Here is a 15,603-nt window from a genome sequence, read left to right on the forward strand (position 1 = left end):
ACGCTCGCCGCCAACGTGACAGTGCACGGCGACGACACCGGCCAGACCATCACCGCGGAGCTCCACGCCACGGCAAGCCTGCCGGGCCCCACCCCGCACAGCCGGGGAGCCAGCAGTGCCGATGAAGGGAACTCCATTGCGATGAGGCAGAACTGGCAGCCTGTACACGCGACTTCAGACCACATCGGACCAACTGAAGCGGCGCCAAGCTGAGCCCCAGGTTGGCGCCACTGCACACGTCAGGGCGCCGGCCACTGGAGAAAGTCCTGAATGACGGGGTCCGGCTCCCCCGTCTCCGGGTTCAGACCCGCGAGCCACCGCCGCTGCTTCTCGCGCCAGTGGACGAAGGGGGCGGTCCGGCCCCAGAGGGACGCGTCGCCAAGTGGGCAGTCGTCGAACTCCGCGCGCATCATGCGGACGAGGAAGTCGACCATGCCGCACTCGAAGAGCTTCCAGTGCGAGTCGCCCCAGCTGATCTGCCGGCGCCAGACGACCACCGGCCAGTCGTCGGGGTCGTCACCGCGCATCAGCCAGCCCAGCTCGTTGGCGTTGCAGCCCGAGCCCCACGGCATGACCGAAGTGCCGCCGGCGTCGACTCCAGGAACACCACCCTCGTCGGCCCACCGTTCCCGGAACTCAGGCAAGCCGTCCAGAATGCTGCCGGGATCCCACTGCAAGAACTCCACGGGCAGCGGCCCCAGGATGCCGAGGTCTCCGAGGCCACCCGCGCCGTAGACGGACATGAAGGCCCTGTAGTCCCCCGGAAGACGGCTTCCCAGAGCATCCTCGACCGCACGCCAGTCCAGGCGTTCATCCACCCCATGCTCCGCAGACACGAGCCCGAGCAGCGACACCAACCGGTCCCCAGCAGACACGGCGCTTCTCCAATCGTCCAGGGAACTGCACCGTAGCGGCACGCACTGTCACCCAAGAGACCGCGTTACAACCTTCGCTGCCGGTTCAAGCCCCGGCTGCGCACGCGGCCACCGGTCAAGGGCGATGTCTCCGGCGGGGGATCGGCCGGCACCGGGTGGGAGGGAGCGCCATTCCCGGCCGCGGGGCCATCCTGGCGAGCGTTTAGGAGCTCCCATCCGGCCGGTCGGATACCGGGTGTACCTGAGTATGTTGGCAACCTCAAGCTGACAGATGGGGTGGGCCCATGCAGATCGCCGGAGTGGACCTGTACGTCAACAATCCGATCATGGCTTTGGGGTCCCCGGACTGGATCCGCGACGACTTGGCGCTGGAGGGGACTCCCGCTGCGTCCTCTGATACGCACGTCCTCGTGCGCGTTCAAGCGCAGGTCGTTCTGATAAAGGTCCGGCTGTTCATGGACCACGGTCAGGGTGTCGCCGCCGATCCCTCGTTCACCACAGTCTTTGACGGGTCCCTCTACTTGGCCGACCGGCGTTTCGTGATCGGTGACGTGCTGGGAGAGAGCCGGTTCGTCAAGTACATCGGTGGACCTCAGCAGTGGCGAGTACGGGTCGCAGTTGATGACCCAAAGGGGTACGCGCGTGCTGCCGACGTAGTCCTCTGCGCTGAGGAGTAGAGATGCATCGGCTGACATCAGCGGCTGACACCAACAATCACGAACGGCAGCGATCGGCGCTGAACTTCAGTGAATGATCGGCTGAGGTGTGGCCCCGGTCGAGCACAGTCGACAGGCCACCGTGACCGACCTGACAAGGATGAGGGCAGATTGCAAGGCCGACGTGGAGCCGTCGCCAATCGACGGACGGCACCAGGTCGACCACGCTACGGTCCAGCCATGTCGAACGATGCACTCGATCCCTTCAAGGAAGTCATGACGCGAGAGTCCCTCGCCGCCATGATCCACGGCCTCTGCGACGATTTTCACCGACGGGGCGAGGAGTGGGAGAACCGCACCGTGGAGGATTACCTAGGTGCGCTCGCCGCGTGGATCACGGACTCGCCCGGCTCGTACCGGTACCTCGGCGAAGAGATGCCGCCGGACGGCGACTGGACGTTCTTCGCGCGGGCCCTCAGCGCAGCCGTCGTGTACGAGTAGCCGAAGGGCCGTGCCACTCTCGTGTCAGAACGGACGGGGCCCCACGGGGAACCACGGTACGGCACGACACCCAGTACCAGACGCGCCCGAGACTGCAAAGTCTCTTCGAGTACGACCTTCACATCCTGCGTGTAGAAGACTTGCCGTTCGGATGGATCTTCTACTGGGGGGCGGTCTGGGATGGTCAGAACGGACCGCGCCCTCGGTTGGGAGGCAACGGTCCCTTCCTCGTGGATCGTGAGAACGAACGGTTGATCCGAACAGCCACCAGCGTCCCCGTCGCCCGTCAGATCGCCGACTATGAACGCCGGCTGCGACGCGAGGCTCACGCCCGGAATCTGGCAGCGAGGCAAGCCGTACAGCAGCGCGGTACAGCAACCTCAGCGACTGCCCCCGCCCGTCGGCGTCCTTCAGAGGCCTGGGAGCAACCGGAATGACCGTCGTTGACCGGACTGGCTGGAGCTACGGATCAGAAGGTTGTGAAGGGGGGTGGGTGCGGAGCCATTCGGCATCCCGGGACCCAGTGGTCCGGGGACCCCTATCCGGCCACCCCCCTTGGCCGCCGTGTTCTTCACCGAGAGCAGCGAACCGGCTCATCTCTGCCACGGAAGCCAACAGCCTCCACTGACAGCGGCCTTGTCCCTGACCGGCACCCCGGCAGACGTGCCACAACCGTGCCAGGCCGCGCGGGAAGCCACGGGGAACACCGGGGAACGCAAGCCGCTGACGCCAGCCGTCGAAACCGTTGCGTCGCCGGTCAGCCCAGCAACCGCCACCAAGAAACACAGGCTTGCCAAGCGAATGCCTCAGGGTTCGTCATCTCGCTTCGGCCGCCGTGATGTGCTCTGGTCGACGGCATTGGGTCGCATCCACAGGGCGGCCCCAGCTCATCGCGCGCCTCTGGACTCCCGGGACACGCCGAGGGCGGCGACCTCGCGAGCTCCGCCGCCGTTTCCCCTCAGGCATCTCGGCAGGTCAGCGCACCCTCCCCCGCGGCTTCAGCGGCAACGGGGGAAGCTCGGGGGCCGGCAGCGGGGCGCCGTCGTAGCCCTTCACCTCGCCGAAGCGGGTGCCCTCCATCCAGTCGGCGCGGGCCTGTTCGATCTCCTGTTGGGTGCGGCCGATCCAGTTCCAGAACATGATCAGTTCCTCGTCGAACGGCTCGCCGCCCAGGAGCATCAGCGCGGCGTCCGAGTCGGCGCGCAGCGGGAGTTCGGCGCGACCGCAGCCGAGGTAGAGCATCGAGCCGGGCAGGACGGGCACGCCGTCGACGTGGGCCTCGCCGGACATGGACAGGACCGCGTACTCGAAGTCCGGTTCCAGCGGCAGGCGTACGTCCGCTCCGGCGGCCAGCGCGAGGTCGGCGCCGACGATCGGGGTGTACGTCGTACCGGGCGAGGTCGCGCCGTCGAGGCCGCCCAGGATCAGGGTGGCGTGCAGGCCCGGCGCGGTGACCACCGGCAGGTCGGCGTGGTGCTCGAAGTGCGGGTCGGTGTGGCGGTGGGTGTCCGGCAGGGCGACCCAGAGCTGCGCGCCGTGCAGGAGCCGGGCGTGCGGCCGGGGGCTCTCCTCCGCATGGCTGATCGCCCGGCCGGAGGTCATCAGGCCGAGTTCACGCGGACGGATGGTCTGGAGACTGCCGGTCGAGTCGCGGTGCAGGACCTCGCCCTCGTGCAGCCAGCTCACCGTCTGCAGGCCCATGTGGGGGTGCGGGGGCACCTGCATCCCCGGCTCGTCGGCGATGTCGTCGGGGCCATAGTGATCGACGAAGCACCAGGCGCCGACCATGCGGCGGCCCAGGTTGGGCAGCAGCCGACGGACCTCGGTGGACTCGCCGAGCTGGACGCGGCGCGGGCTGAGGAGCTCGCGCACCGGCTCCGCCACCACGAAGCCACGGCCGCCGCACACCGCGGGCACGGCCTCGCGATCAAGATTGCTCATGGCGACAACCTAGTCCCGTCCGGGCCCTCTCGTCAGTCGCTCGTCCGGCCGTCCACGTTCACACGCGGATTTAATAGCCATGTACATAGTAGCCATGTACTGTATCTGTCATGAGTACGGCACCCGAGGGCGCGACGCCCGGTTTCCTGGTCTGGCGGCTGTCCATGAAGTGGCGCGTCGCGGTGGACCGCGCGGTGGCCCCGCTGGGGCTGACCCACGCGCAGTACTCCCTGGTGGCGTCCTTGTACGGCATGCAGCGCTCCGGCCTGCGGCCCAGCCAGCGCCGCCTGGCCGACCACACCGGGCTGGAGCCCCTGTACGTCTCGAAACTGGCCCGCGCTCTGGAGTCCGCCGGGCTCGTGGAACGCACCCGGGACCCGAAGGACCCGCGCGCCGTCCAGCTCACCCTGACCGAGCAGGGCCGCGACACCACCAAGCAGGCGATCGGTGTCGTGCAGGGGCTGCTGGGGCAGTTGCTGGCGCCGCTGGGCGGCCTGGACAGCGTGCGCACCAAGGAGTTCACCCGCGAGCTGACCACCTTGCTCGACGCGCCTCTTGATCCGTTCAGCGCACCGCTTGATCTCTCCAACGCATCTCCTGACCCCTCCAACGCATCTCCTGATCCCTCCGGCGCACCTCTCGATCCGTACACCGCACCTCTCGATCCGTCCACCGGTAGCAATGAGCACGAGAAGGAGCAGTCATGACCACTCACACCTCCCCCGTCGCACCCATCGCACCCGTCACCGACGCCCCCGCCGCCGACAGCCGCATGCTCGGCCTCGCCCACTACGCCGCGCGGGCGGTGCAGGAGAAGGTCCTCGCCGGCCGTGGCGTCACCTTCGAGCAGCTGCTGACCCTGCGGCCCGTCGCCCAGGCCGACGTGCCCGTCGCGGCGGACGACGTCGTCGCCCGGACCGCCGGGGCCCTCAAGACCGGCGAGGCGGCCATTCGGACCGTCGTCGCGGAGCTGGTCGGCCAGGGACTGCTGGCAGCCGACGGGCCGCTGCTGCGGCCGACGGACGCGGGCCGGACGCTCTACGCCGAGGTCAGCGCCGAGACCGCCGTGATCGCCGCCCGCATCTACGCGGACATCCCGGCCGAGGATCTGCTGGCCGCCGGCCGCGTACTGGCTACCATCACGGCGCGGGCCGAGGCCGAGCTGGCGGCGCTCTCCGCCTGACCTCCCCGCATCACCCGCACCACCCCGCCCCTCTCCGCATCACCTCGATCCGACCAGCCCCGCCTCCCGCTCGACGGCCACCCCTCCCGATTCGGTGGAATATTCAACAACCTCCGCCGGTTCCCACCGTCGAAGGAGGCCACGTGAACACGACGTACTACGACCACGGGACACCGGCGGAGCGCTGGGAGCGAGCGCTGCTGTTCTTCGACGCCAAGGACTACGCGGGCGCCGCGCGCGTGCTGGTCGGGCTGGTCGAGGAGGCGCCGGAGCAGACCGGCCCGCGTCTGCTGCTGGCCCGCGCCTACTACCACTCCGCCCAACTGGGCCGCGCCGAGACCCAGTTGCGCACCATCGTGGAACGCGACCCGGTGGAGCACTACGCCCGGCTGATGCTGGGCCGCACCCTCCAGCGCCAGGGCCGCCACGACGAGGCCGCGTCCCATCTGCGGATCGCGTCGGCGTTGGCGGGCGACTTCGACCGCGTCTGACGCCACCCGAGCCCCGTCATCACCTTCAGGGCCCGACCCCCTCCCGGGGGTCGGGCCCTGACGCATGCGGCATGCCCCCCTCGCACGCCCCCGTGCTCGCACGCCCGTTCCCCGCAGGCCCTTTCCTCGTGTGCGATGACGAACGCGCACACATCCGGCCGTCCCACGGAATTCCCCGCAGAACGCCGCACCCGCCCCCAAGACGTCGTCCGTCACCTTTCGTTAACCCTTGCGCCACTTCTGAGACTACTGAAATACACCCGCGATTCTCACTCCCCTCTCATGCGCAGTTGGTTGCGTATGCGATGCCGGTCGGTCCGCAACGTACGAGCGAGGAGGCGCATGGTGTTCCTGTCCAAGGCAAGGGCGGCGCGCAGAGGCCGGGGCGTCGAGCCCTGTCCGGACGACACTGCGGATCAGGTGGTCGAGGAACCGCTGCATGTGGCCAGCCGGCTGCACGCGTTCAACCGGTTCGAGCTCAAGTACCTGGTCCCGGTGGAGCAGGCGGCCGACATCCGGGACGAACTGGCCGAGCGGATGGACCAGGACCTCCACAGCCCGGTCGGCGGCTACGGCGTGTGGAGCCTCTACTACGACTCCCCCGATCTGCGCTTCTACTGGGAGAAGGTCGAGGGCCTGAAGTTCCGCCGCAAGCTGCGCGTGCGGCACTACGGCGATCCCGACGGCGTCACCGACGCCACCCCGGTCTGCGTGGAGATCAAGCAGCGCGTGAACCGGGTCACCCAGAAGCGGCGGATCACCCTGCCCTACGACGTGGCGCGCCAACTCTGCGACGAGCGGCAGATGGTGGACCACTCCCCACGCGAGAGCGCCTTCATCCAGGAGGTCCTCGAACTCGTGGTCCGGCTGAACCTGCGGCCCACCGCGATGACCGGGTACCAGCGCGAGGCCCTGGTCGGACGGGCCGCCGACACCGGGCTGCGGGTCACCTTCGACCGCCGAGTCCGGGGCCGGGACCGGGACTTCCACTTCGGGACACCGAAGCCGGAGAACCGGTTCACCCTCCCACCGCACCTGTCGGTCATGGAGATCAAGGTCAACGAGCGCACCCCGCACTGGATCACCGACCTGGCCGCGCGCCGCAACCTCGATCTCATCCGGGTCTCGAAGTACGTGCAGTCCATCGAGACCTTCGGCCTGGCACCCCGTTCGGTCTTCCACGTCCCCGAGACGTACGGCCCGGCCGCCACCCCCACCGAAGAACCGCCGTCCGCGTGGCGGCCGACGCGGCAGTCCGCGTCGTTGAAGGCAGGAGCACAGTGAACTTCGATCTCCAGGAACTCAGCGGCACGTTCAGCGTGACCGACGTCGCGGCAGCGATGGTGCTGTCGTTCGTCCTGTCCACCCTGATCGGTTACGTGTACCGGTACACGCACCGCAACGTCTCCTACAGCCAGTCCTACGTCCAGACGCTGGTCATCGTCGGCATGATCGTCGCGCTGATCATGCTGGTCGTCGGGTCCAACCTGGCTCGCGCCTTCTCGCTGGTCGGAGCGTTGTCCGTGGTCCGCTTCCGGAACGCGGTCAAGGAGACCAGGGATGTGGGCTTCATCTTCCTCGCCATGTCGATCGGCATGGCGTGCGGTGCCCGGTTCTACACGCTGGCCGCGGTCGGCGCGGTCATCATCTGCGCCGTCGTCGTCGTGATGTTCAAGTTCGACTGGTTCGCGCTGAACGTGCAGCGCCAGGTCGTCAAGGTCCAGGTGCCGGCCGGGGACGACTACGCGCCGCAGATCAGGGACGTACTCATCAAGTACACCACCGAGTTCGAGCTGGTCAGCACCGAGACCATCCGCGGCGGCGCACTGACCGAGGTCTTCTACACGGTCCGGCTGAAGAAGGGCGCCGAACCCGCGGACATCGTGAGCGCGCTCCAGGAGCGGACGTCCGGCCAGCGGGTCACGATCCTGACCGGTTACGACACCACGGACCTGTAATGACCGACGAACTGCCCGTTCGGCGCGGCCGACGGCTGCGGGACCGGCTGCCCGTACGGCTGCGCCACCACTGGAGGCCGGTCGCGACGCTCGGTGTCGGTCTGGCGGTGATGGTCTACTTCCTCGGCGACGTGCGGATCTCGCCGTACGTCACCTCGTCCTCGCGGGTCGAGGCGGACCCGATCACCGACGACGTCAAGGGTGCGGTCGGCCTGTACGACACCTCGGTGTCGCACTCGATCCAACTCACCTACCAGCAGACCGACTTCGACAAGATGATGAAGGAGTTCCAAAAGGACGGCACCAAGGACTACATCGAGGCCGACCTGGTGATCGACGGCGTCTCCCTCAACGACGTCGGCATCCGGCTCAAGGGCAACTCCACGCTGTCGTCGCTGCGCGGAAGCACGGGTGGGCCCGGCGGGGGCGGCGGGGCGCCGGGCGGAGGCGGGGGCGGCCCGGGCGGAGGCGGGGGCGGTCTGCCGCAGGGCGCGCAGAACGCGGCGGGACCGCAGGACGCGCAGAACACCGGGGCACAGCAGGGCGCGCAGAAGACCGCCGGAGGAGCGGGCGGGGCGGGAGCGACCGCCGGCATGGGGGGCATGGGCGGCATGACGCAGTACAACCTCTCCGCGGCCAAGCCCGAGGAGCTGCCCTGGCTCGTGAAGATCGACGAGTTCGTCGAGGGCCGCGCCTACCAGGGCGAGCGGGAGATCTCGCTGCGCCCCGGCTCGAACTCCCAAGTCCCCGTCAACGAGGCCCTGTCGCTGAACCTGACCGAGCAGGCCGGGCAGAAGGCCGAGCGGTACGCCTTCACCCGGCTGAAGGTGAACGACCGGCCGGTCGCCACCCGGCTCATGGTCGAGGCCCCCGACACCGACTACGCCGAGGACGTCGCCGAGGGCAACGGCGTGCTCTACAAGGCGAAGGCGAGCGGCAGTTTCGACTACCAGGGCGACGACCCCACCGACTACGAGGACTCCTTCGAGCAGTTGAACAAGAAGGGCAGCCAGGACCTCGAACCGGTGATGCGCCTCATCAAGTGGGTGAACAGCGCCTCCGACAAGGAGTTCGCCCGCGACCTCCACAAGTACGTCGACGTCGACTCGCTGGCCCACTACCTCGCGGCGCAGAACCTGCTGCTGAACTTCGACGACATGGCGGGACCGGGCAAGAACTACCTGCTCTGGTACGACCTCGACACCAAGAAGTTCTCCGTCCTGGGCTGGGACTACAACCTGACCTTCAGCGGGGACGCGAAGGCCGGACCGGACGACTCGATCAGCATGGGCGGCGGGATGGCCGGAGCGGGAACGGCAGGCGGCGGGACCGCAGGCACCGGAACGGCGGGCACCGGAACCGCAGGCGGCACGGGCGACGCACCGGGCGGGATGCCGCAGGGAATGCCCTCCGGCGCACCCTCGGGGATGCCGCAGGGGATGCCGTCCGGGATGCCGTCCGGGATGCCGTCGGGGATGCCCGGTGGCGCCACGGGCGGCGGCCAGGGCGCTCCCGGCGGGGACGGCGGCAAGGGCGGCGGTCCGGGCGGCGCCACGACCGGATTCGCGCAGCACGCCCTCAAGTCCAAGTTCCTCGCCGCGGACGCCTTCGACGGCGTCTACAAGAAGGCGTACCGCGAGCTGTACCAGACCTTCTACGGCTCGGGTGCGGCGGTCGAGGACCTCAAGACCGTGGCCCAGGAGGCGCGCGCCGCGGGCGCCGGCTCCACCGCCCTGGACACCACCGTCGACAGCCTGATGAAGACCGTCACCGACCGGACGACAGCCCTGGCCAAGGACAAGGAGGTCACCGGCTGAGAACCCCCCGGCGTCCCGGACCGCCCGCCCCCGCGCGGCGGCCCGGGACGCGCCGTCGTCTCCCCCCACCCGTACCCCGAGGTGCCAGAACGTGATCGAGTCCACCCTCCCGCGCCCCTCCGCCACCGGCCCCACGGTCCTGGTCGTGGAGGACGACGCCAGCATCCGCGCCCTGCTGACCGCCGCGCTCAGCGCGGCCGGGTACGCCGTGGAGTGCGCGGCGCGCGGCCAGGAGGCCCTGTTCGAGATCGGCGCGCGGCGCCCCGATCTGATCGTGCTGGACGTGATGCTGCCCGACACCGACGGGTTCGACCTCACCCGGCGGCTGCGCGCGCAGGGCGTCTACACGCCGGTGCTGTTCCTGACCGCGCGGACCGGCGTCGACGACCGCATCATCGGGCTGAGTTCGGGCGGCGACGACTACGTCACCAAGCCGTTCCACGTGCAGGAGGTGCTCCTGCGCATCCGCGCCATCCTGCGCCGCAGCAACGCGGCCGGCTCCGCCGCCGATTCCCGTCCGCCCCTGCGCTACGCCGATCTCTCCCTCGACGAGCACACCCACCACGTACGGCGCGGGGACCGCCCGTTGAAGCTGTCCCCGACCGAGTTCCGGCTGCTGGCCTGTCTGCTCGCCCACCCCGAACGGGTGCTGGAGAAGGCGGAGATACTCCAGCAGGTGTGGCGCTACGACTTCTCCGGCGACACCCGGATCGTGGACACCTACGTCAAGAACCTGCGCCGCAAGGTGGATTGCGGATCCCCCGCCCTGATCCACACCGTGCGCGGGGTCGGCTACTGCCTGCGGCTGCCGCGCGACGAGCGCGACAGCGCCCCGCGATGAGATGGCCTGGCCGGCTGCGGCCGCGTTCACTGCGCATCCGACTCGTCCTGATCTCGGGGCTGCTGGCCACCAGCGCCGTGCTGCTGTGCCAGCTGGCGGGGCTGGCCGTGCTGCGCGGGTGGCTCACCGACCAGGTCGACGACCGGCTCTCGCACTTCCGGCCCCCGGGCCGCACCTACGTCGACCTGCGCGCCAACAGCCTGCTGCGGCCGCCCAGTTCGGACAGCGCGCTGCCCTCGGACTACCGGGTCTACTTCTACGACGGCGACGGACGGCTGCTGCACACCTCGCTGGGCAGCGGCGCCGAACCGGGGCCGCGGCTGCCGCGCCGCCAGGCCGACCTGGGACTGGCCACCGGGCGGCCGGCCACCGTCCCGGCCAGGGGCGGGGCCACCGGATCCGGCTGGCGGGTGGTGGCGTACCACGGCCCCGGACACATGCTGGCCGTCGTCGCGCTGCCGCTGGACACCGTCGACGGCGCGACCGCGAAACTCCTCTGGCTCAGCCTCGGGCTGGGGGCCGCGGTGGCGGTCGGGGTCGTGGTCCTCGGCAACGGCGCCGTCCGGCTGGGGCTGCGTCCGCTCACCCGCGTCGAGCGCACCGCCCAGCACATCACCGAGGGCGCCCTGGAGCTGAGCGTGCCCGGAGCCACGCCGGACACCGAGGTCGGCCGGCTCGGCCTGGCGCTGAACAGCATGCTCGACCGGCTGCGGGCCGCCCTGCACCGCACCGAGACCTCGGAGGCGCGGCTGCGCCGCTTCATGGCGGACGCCGGACACGAACTGCGCACCCCGCTGACCGCGATCCAGGGCTTCGCCGAACTCCTGCTGGACGAGCCCGACATGCCCGTCCGGCGGCGCCGCGAGGCACACGCGCTGATCGCCCACAACGCCGAGCGCATGGGCCGCCTCGTCGAGGACCTGTTCCTGCTCGCCAAGCTCGGCGAGACGCCCGCCGCGCACCGGGAGCCGGTCGATCTGCTGTCGCTGGCCGCGGACGCCATCGCCACCACCGCGATACGCCATCCCCGGCGCGCCATCACCCTGGAGCCGCTCGCTCCGCGGGCCGCCGACCGCGAGCGCGACCTCGACATCGTCGAGGCGCCGGGCGACCCCCATCAACTCGCCCAGGCGGTGGCCAATCTGCTCACCAACGCGTGTGTGCACACCCCGGGCGACGCGGCGGTGCGCGTCCGGGTGGGCGCCACCCGCGCGCCCGCCGGGGGCGGCCTGGGCAGCGGCACACCGCTGCCGCCCGGCACCCCCGTGTGCGTCGTCGAGGTCGCCGACGACGGCCCCGGCATCGACCCCGACGAGGCCCCGCACGTCTTCGACCGCTTCTACCGCGCGACCCCACTGGGCCGCACGGCGCACACCGCCACCGACCCGACGCCCGGGTCCGGGGCCGGGGCCGGGGGCGAGCCCGGCTCGGGGCTGGGCCTGGCCATCGCCGCGGCCATAGCGGCGGCGCACGGCGGACGCCTGGAACTGGACAACCGCCCCGGCGAGGGCTGCACCTTCCGGTTGCTCCTGCCCGAGACGGCCACCACCCCGTGACGCCCCGCGCCCTCACCCGGTCCCGGCCCGGTCCCGGTGTCGCACCCGAGCCGTACCCACCCCCATGTCATGCTGATCACATGGCACTTCAGGACGATCGTGCGCCCCTCGCCGAGCGGGTCGAGCAACTCCTCGACACCGAGGGCCCGTTGCCCATCGTCGCGGCCGGGGACCCGGTGCTGCGGCGCGGTACCGAGCCGTACGACGGGCAGTTGGAGCCCGCGCTGCTGACCCGGTTCCTCGCGGCGCTGCGGGCGACCATGCACGCGGCGCCCGGGGTCGGGCTCGCCGCTCCGCAGGTGGGCGTGGAGCTGCGGATCGCGGTGATCGAGGACCCGGCCCCCGTCCCCGAGGAGGTGCGGATCGCACGCGGGCGCGTGCCGCAGCCGTACCGGGTGCTGGTCAATCCGTCGTACGAGCCCGTGGGCGGCGCCCGCGCCGCGTTCTACGAGGGCTGTCTGAGCGTGCCCGGCTGGCAGGCGGTGGTCGCGCGCCACGCCGAGGTGCGGCTGACCGGGCTCGACGAGCACGGGCGGGCGCTGGACGAGGTCTTCTCCGGCTGGCCCGCACGGATCGTGCAGCACGAGACCGACCACCTGGACGGCCTGATCTATCTCGACCGTGCGGAGTTGCGCTCCCTGTCGTCGAACCAGACGGCCGCGGAGCGCTGGGCACAGCCGACCCCGGAGCGGGCGGCGCAGGCGCTCAGCTTCGAACTGCCGTAGGACAGCGTCCAGGGCCGCACCCCTCGGGGGCGCGAACATGGGGTGCGGCGTGCCCCGACGGCCGTCTCCGCTCGGCCCGCCGTCAGGAGCGGCCGATTCTCGCGTCGCCGCCCAGGAAGACATGTGTGAGGTACGCGCCGAAGAGATCCGCGTCGTAGAGGAGTCCGTTGTACGCGACGGGGATCCGGTATCCGTTGATCTCGGCGGTGGGCGTGCCTGGTCCCTCGTGCCCGTTGGCTTCGCCGGCGGCGTCGAAGACCTTCTCCGAGGCATCGACGAAGTTCCGGTACTTCATGGACTTCACCGCGGTGTCGAAGGATGCACTTCTCAGGCCCTCGACCTTGCCCGCCAGCTGCAGCAGGCGCGCATCCGTGAACCCGTCGACCGCTTCGGAAGGCTGGTTCCGGTAGAGGAGCGCGTGATACTCGGCGAACTTCCCCTGGTCCACGGCCGCGCGCAGTGCGTTGACCGCCTTCTTCGACCCCACTCCGCCCAGCCGTCCGTCCAGGAACGACGCCAGCGTGTACTCGACCTTGACCTTGCGCTGCAGGATCCACTTGGTCAGGACCGGCCCGCCGCCCGAGGTCTCGAAGTCCTTGCAGTACGGGCAGCGCGGATCTTCATAGAGGTGCACGGCGATCCCCGCGTGCGGATCTCCGACCACGACGGTCGTCCCGTCCGCCGCCACGGTCTCGGGCACATCGGCCGCACTGACGTACGCCGGCTTGTCCTGTGCCTGTTGTCCCGTGCCGACGCCGGCGGTCGGGTGGTACCGCGACCCACAGCTCGCCATGGCCGCGCCAAGTACGCAGGCCGACACGGCCATCGCCAGCCGTCTGCCTCTGTGCTTCATCTGTGTCAGGCCCCCCTGAGTGTCGTGGAAGGGGAGACTAGGTCATCCATGCTCCGACCGGGGTGGGCGGGTTCCTCCCTCCGGCCTGCGGACGAGAGGGCACGCGGGTCCCTGGCCCGGCCGCCCGATGACGCAGCCACGAGCGGGACCCTCCGGTACGGTCCGGTGCCATGGCGAATCGCGACACGGTGCCGGAGAAGATCGCGTGGGTCCTTATTCGGGACGGGCGGGTGCTGGTGACGCGGAGTCATGGCCGGGATCGCTTCTACTTCCCCGGCGGTCATCGTGAACCGGGCGAGTCCGACGACGAGACCCTGGTGCGGGAGATCGACGAGGAGCTGCGGGCGGCGATCGACCCGAACTCCATGGTGCACTTCGGCACGTTCGAGATCGGGGCGGGCCATCCCGATCACGGGCCGTTCCGGATGATCTGCTACACCGCCGATCACCGCGGTGTGCTGACGCCGTCCCGGGAGATCGCCGAGAAGGCGTGGTTCCGGTATGCCGACCGGGACCGGGTCTCGGCCGTCGACGAGCTGGTCTTCGACGCGCTCCACGACGCGGGACGGATTTCCTGATCAGCGGAGCGCGATGCGACGGCGGATGTTCGGGCACTCCGGCGGCGGTGGCCGGTTCCGGCACCGGCCACCGCCCTGCGGTCAGTTGTCGCGGTACGCCTCCAGCAGGCGCAGCCAGATCTCGCTGATCGTCGGGAACGACGGGACCGCGTGCCACAGCCTGCTGATCGGGACCTCGCCCGCGATCGCGACGGTCGCGGAGTGGATGAGTTCGCCGACGCCGGGGCCGACGAGGGTCACGCCGACGACGACCTCGCGGTCGAGGTCGACGATCATGCGGGCGCGGCCGCGGTTGCCGTCGCCGTACAGTTCGGCGCCCGCGACGGAGCCCAGGTCCACGTCGACGGCCTTGATCCGGCGGCCGCTCTGCTCGGCCTCCGCCAGGGACAGGCCGACCGCGGTCGCCTCCGGGTCGGTGAAGACGACCTGCGGGACGGCGACATGGTCGGCCGTCGCCGCGTGCGCGCCCCACGGGTCGCTCTCCAGGATCGGGACGCCGGCGGCGCGGGCGGCGATCGCGGCGCCCGCGATGCGCGCCTGGTACTTGCCCTGGTGGGTGAGGAGCGCGCGGTGGTTGACGTCGCCGACGGCGTAGAGCCAGTCGGTGCCGGGGACCCGCAGGCTGTCGTCGACGGACAGCCAGCTGCCGGGTTCCAGGCCGACCGTCTCCAGGCCGATGTCGTCGGTGTGCGGGACGCGGCCGGTGGCGAAGAGGATCTCGTCGGCCTCGATGCGGTCGCCGGTGCCGGTGACCGCGACGACCGTGCCGTTCTCGCGGGTGACCGAGGTGAGCGAGGTGCCGGTGCGGACGTCGGCGCCCGCCTCGGTGAGCGCCTCGGCGATCAGTTCGCCCGCGAAGGGCTCCATCCGGGGCAGCAGGCCCTTGCCGCGGACCAGCAGGGTGACCTGCGAGCCGAGCGCCTGCCACGCCGTGGCCATCTCCGCGGCGACCACACCGCCGCCGACCACGATCAGGCGTCCCGGCACCGACTGGGCGCTGGTGGCGTCGCGGCTGATCCACGGTTTGACGTCGGCGAGGCCCGGCAGGTCGGGCAGGGCGGCCGTGGTGCCCGTGGCCACCGCGACGGCGTGGCGTGCGGTGAGCACGGTCAGCTCGCCGTCGGGCCCGGTGACCGTGACCGTGCGCGGCCCGGTGAGGCGGCCGTGGCCGCGGTACAGGTCGGCTCCGATGGACTCCAGCCAGGCGACCCCGCCGGCGTCCTTCCAGTCGGAGGTCTCGTAGTTGCGGTGGGCGAGCACCGCGGCGGCGTCGAGGGGGCCCTGGACCGAGTGGCGCAGCCCCGGCACCCTGCGGGCGTCCGCGCGGGCGATGGCCGGGCGCAGCAGGGCCTTGCTGGGGATGCAGGCCCAGTACGAGCACTCGCCGCCGACGAGTTCGCTCTCCACGACCGCGGTGGAGAGGCCGGCCGCGCGGGTGCGGTCGGCCACGTTCTCCCCCACGGGCCCGGCACCGAGTACCACGACGTCGTACGCGATGGTTTCCGTTTCCGTCATGGGGTCAGTCTGGTGGGTGGTGTGCGGCGAGGCCACACGGGTACGCGCGCGACACGGGCGTGCACCACGCGTGGAATATGTGCCGCCTCGGCCGTGTTGTGCCGTCGGCTTCG

Annotated in this window: 16 protein-coding genes; 12 read left to right on the forward strand and 4 right to left on the reverse strand. The window is 70.6% G+C overall.

What is annotated here, in order from left to right; genetic code table 11:
• Nucleotides 1-239 precede the first annotated feature (239 nt).
• Nucleotides 240-743: a hypothetical protein gene (locus tag WN71_RS18325; RefSeq protein ID WP_240529691.1), complete on the reverse strand. Its 504-nt coding sequence runs from the start codon at nucleotides 741-743 to the stop codon at nucleotides 240-242.
• Nucleotides 744-1,159: 416 nt separating this feature from the next.
• On the opposite strand from WN71_RS18325, the gene WN71_RS18330 reads away from it, so the two are divergent.
• Nucleotides 1,160-1,552, forward strand: a complete 393-nt coding sequence (locus tag WN71_RS18330) for a hypothetical protein (RefSeq protein WP_046582810.1) — start codon at nucleotides 1,160-1,162, stop codon at nucleotides 1,550-1,552.
• Nucleotides 1,553-1,771: 219 nt separating this feature from the next.
• Nucleotides 1,772-2,032 (forward strand): DUF7660 family protein, encoded by a 261-nt coding sequence (locus WN71_RS18335; protein ID WP_046582808.1) that lies wholly within the window; start codon nucleotides 1,772-1,774, stop codon nucleotides 2,030-2,032.
• Between the two features lie 975 nt (nucleotides 2,033-3,007).
• On the opposite strand, the gene WN71_RS18340 is transcribed toward WN71_RS18335, so the two are convergent.
• Nucleotides 3,008-3,973, reverse strand: a complete 966-nt coding sequence (locus WN71_RS18340) for a pirin family protein (RefSeq protein ID WP_046582807.1) — start codon at nucleotides 3,971-3,973, stop codon at nucleotides 3,008-3,010.
• Between the two features lie 110 nt (nucleotides 3,974-4,083).
• On the opposite strand from WN71_RS18340, the gene WN71_RS18345 reads away from it, so the two are divergent.
• From WN71_RS18345 to WN71_RS18385, 9 genes are all read left to right on the forward strand, one after another.
• On the forward strand, nucleotides 4,084-4,680 hold the full coding sequence (locus tag WN71_RS18345) for a MarR family winged helix-turn-helix transcriptional regulator (protein ID WP_079177938.1): 597 nt from the start codon (nucleotides 4,084-4,086) through the stop codon (nucleotides 4,678-4,680).
• The gene (locus tag WN71_RS18350) at nucleotides 4,677-5,156 is read left to right on the forward strand and encodes a hypothetical protein (protein ID WP_046582805.1); all 480 of its coding nucleotides are present in this window, start codon (nucleotides 4,677-4,679) and stop codon (nucleotides 5,154-5,156) included. The genes WN71_RS18345 and WN71_RS18350 overlap by 4 nt, the downstream gene beginning before the upstream one ends.
• A gap of 143 nt (nucleotides 5,157-5,299) precedes the next feature.
• Complete coding sequence (locus WN71_RS18355) at nucleotides 5,300-5,647, forward strand: tetratricopeptide repeat protein (RefSeq protein ID WP_046582803.1); 348 nt, start codon at nucleotides 5,300-5,302, stop codon at nucleotides 5,645-5,647.
• Nucleotides 5,648-5,989: 342 nt separating this feature from the next.
• On the forward strand, nucleotides 5,990-6,931 hold the full coding sequence (locus WN71_RS18360; protein WP_046582800.1) for a polyphosphate polymerase domain-containing protein: 942 nt from the start codon (nucleotides 5,990-5,992) through the stop codon (nucleotides 6,929-6,931).
• Nucleotides 6,928-7,605 (forward strand): DUF4956 domain-containing protein, encoded by a 678-nt coding sequence (locus WN71_RS18365; protein WP_046582799.1) that lies wholly within the window; start codon nucleotides 6,928-6,930, stop codon nucleotides 7,603-7,605. Before WN71_RS18360 ends, WN71_RS18365 begins: the two co-directional genes overlap by 4 nt.
• Nucleotides 7,605-9,422 (forward strand): CotH kinase family protein, encoded by a 1,818-nt coding sequence (locus WN71_RS18370; protein WP_046582797.1) that lies wholly within the window; start codon nucleotides 7,605-7,607, stop codon nucleotides 9,420-9,422. Before WN71_RS18365 ends, WN71_RS18370 begins: the two co-directional genes overlap by 1 nt.
• 91 nt (nucleotides 9,423-9,513) lie before the next feature.
• Nucleotides 9,514-10,263, forward strand: coding sequence for a response regulator transcription factor (locus WN71_RS18375; protein ID WP_107469681.1), 750 nt, complete (start codon nucleotides 9,514-9,516; stop codon nucleotides 10,261-10,263).
• Complete coding sequence (locus WN71_RS18380) at nucleotides 10,260-11,819, forward strand: sensor histidine kinase (protein ID WP_046582794.1); 1,560 nt, start codon at nucleotides 10,260-10,262, stop codon at nucleotides 11,817-11,819. The genes WN71_RS18375 and WN71_RS18380 overlap by 4 nt, the downstream gene beginning before the upstream one ends.
• A gap of 80 nt (nucleotides 11,820-11,899) precedes the next feature.
• On the forward strand, nucleotides 11,900-12,544 hold the full coding sequence (locus tag WN71_RS18385) for a peptide deformylase (protein ID WP_046582793.1): 645 nt from the start codon (nucleotides 11,900-11,902) through the stop codon (nucleotides 12,542-12,544).
• A gap of 82 nt (nucleotides 12,545-12,626) precedes the next feature.
• Here WN71_RS18385 and WN71_RS18390 read toward each other — a convergent pair whose 3' ends face one another.
• Nucleotides 12,627-13,397 carry a DsbA family protein gene (locus tag WN71_RS18390; RefSeq protein WP_046582791.1) on the reverse strand — a complete coding sequence of 257 codons (771 nt, stop codon included), beginning with the start codon at nucleotides 13,395-13,397 and terminating at the stop codon, nucleotides 12,627-12,629.
• Between the two features lie 170 nt (nucleotides 13,398-13,567).
• Here WN71_RS18390 and WN71_RS18395 point away from each other — a divergent pair, with 170 nt between their 5' ends.
• Nucleotides 13,568-13,975, forward strand: a complete 408-nt coding sequence (locus WN71_RS18395; RefSeq protein WP_046582789.1) for an NUDIX hydrolase — start codon at nucleotides 13,568-13,570, stop codon at nucleotides 13,973-13,975.
• Between the two features lie 81 nt (nucleotides 13,976-14,056).
• Here WN71_RS18395 and WN71_RS18400 read toward each other — a convergent pair whose 3' ends face one another.
• Nucleotides 14,057-15,490, reverse strand: coding sequence for a dihydrolipoyl dehydrogenase family protein (locus WN71_RS18400; RefSeq protein WP_046582787.1), 1,434 nt, complete (start codon nucleotides 15,488-15,490; stop codon nucleotides 14,057-14,059).
• Between the last annotated feature and the right edge of the window lie 113 nt (nucleotides 15,491-15,603).

Origin of the sequence: Streptomyces mangrovisoli (genome assembly GCF_000974985.2) — a bacterium.
Lineage (GTDB): Bacteria > Actinomycetota > Actinomycetes > Streptomycetales > Streptomycetaceae > Streptomyces > Streptomyces mangrovisoli.

Bases quoted from the DNA above. Each gene is read 5' to 3' on its own strand.
- WN71_RS18325 (WP_240529691.1), bottom strand. From the start codon at position 743: ATGTCCGTCTACGGCGCGGGTGGCCTCGGAGACCTCGGCATCCTGGGG.
- WN71_RS18330 (WP_046582810.1), top strand. From the start codon at position 1,160: ATGCAGATCGCCGGAGTGGACCTGTACGTCAACAATCCGATCATGGCT.
- WN71_RS18335 (WP_046582808.1), top strand. From the start codon at position 1,772: ATGTCGAACGATGCACTCGATCCCTTCAAGGAAGTCATGACGCGAGAG.
- WN71_RS18340 (WP_046582807.1), bottom strand. From the start codon at position 3,973: ATGAGCAATCTTGATCGCGAGGCCGTGCCCGCGGTGTGCGGCGGCCGT.
- WN71_RS18345 (WP_079177938.1), top strand. From the start codon at position 4,084: ATGAGTACGGCACCCGAGGGCGCGACGCCCGGTTTCCTGGTCTGGCGG.
- WN71_RS18350 (WP_046582805.1), top strand. From the start codon at position 4,677: ATGACCACTCACACCTCCCCCGTCGCACCCATCGCACCCGTCACCGAC.
- WN71_RS18360 (WP_046582800.1), top strand. From the start codon at position 5,990: ATGGTGTTCCTGTCCAAGGCAAGGGCGGCGCGCAGAGGCCGGGGCGTC.
- WN71_RS18370 (WP_046582797.1), top strand. From the start codon at position 7,605: ATGACCGACGAACTGCCCGTTCGGCGCGGCCGACGGCTGCGGGACCGG.
- WN71_RS18380 (WP_046582794.1), top strand. From the start codon at position 10,260: ATGAGATGGCCTGGCCGGCTGCGGCCGCGTTCACTGCGCATCCGACTC.
- WN71_RS18385 (WP_046582793.1), top strand. From the start codon at position 11,900: ATGGCACTTCAGGACGATCGTGCGCCCCTCGCCGAGCGGGTCGAGCAA.
- WN71_RS18390 (WP_046582791.1), bottom strand. From the start codon at position 13,397: ATGAAGCACAGAGGCAGACGGCTGGCGATGGCCGTGTCGGCCTGCGTA.
- WN71_RS18395 (WP_046582789.1), top strand. From the start codon at position 13,568: ATGGCGAATCGCGACACGGTGCCGGAGAAGATCGCGTGGGTCCTTATT.
- WN71_RS18400 (WP_046582787.1), bottom strand. From the start codon at position 15,490: ATGACGGAAACGGAAACCATCGCGTACGACGTCGTGGTACTCGGTGCC.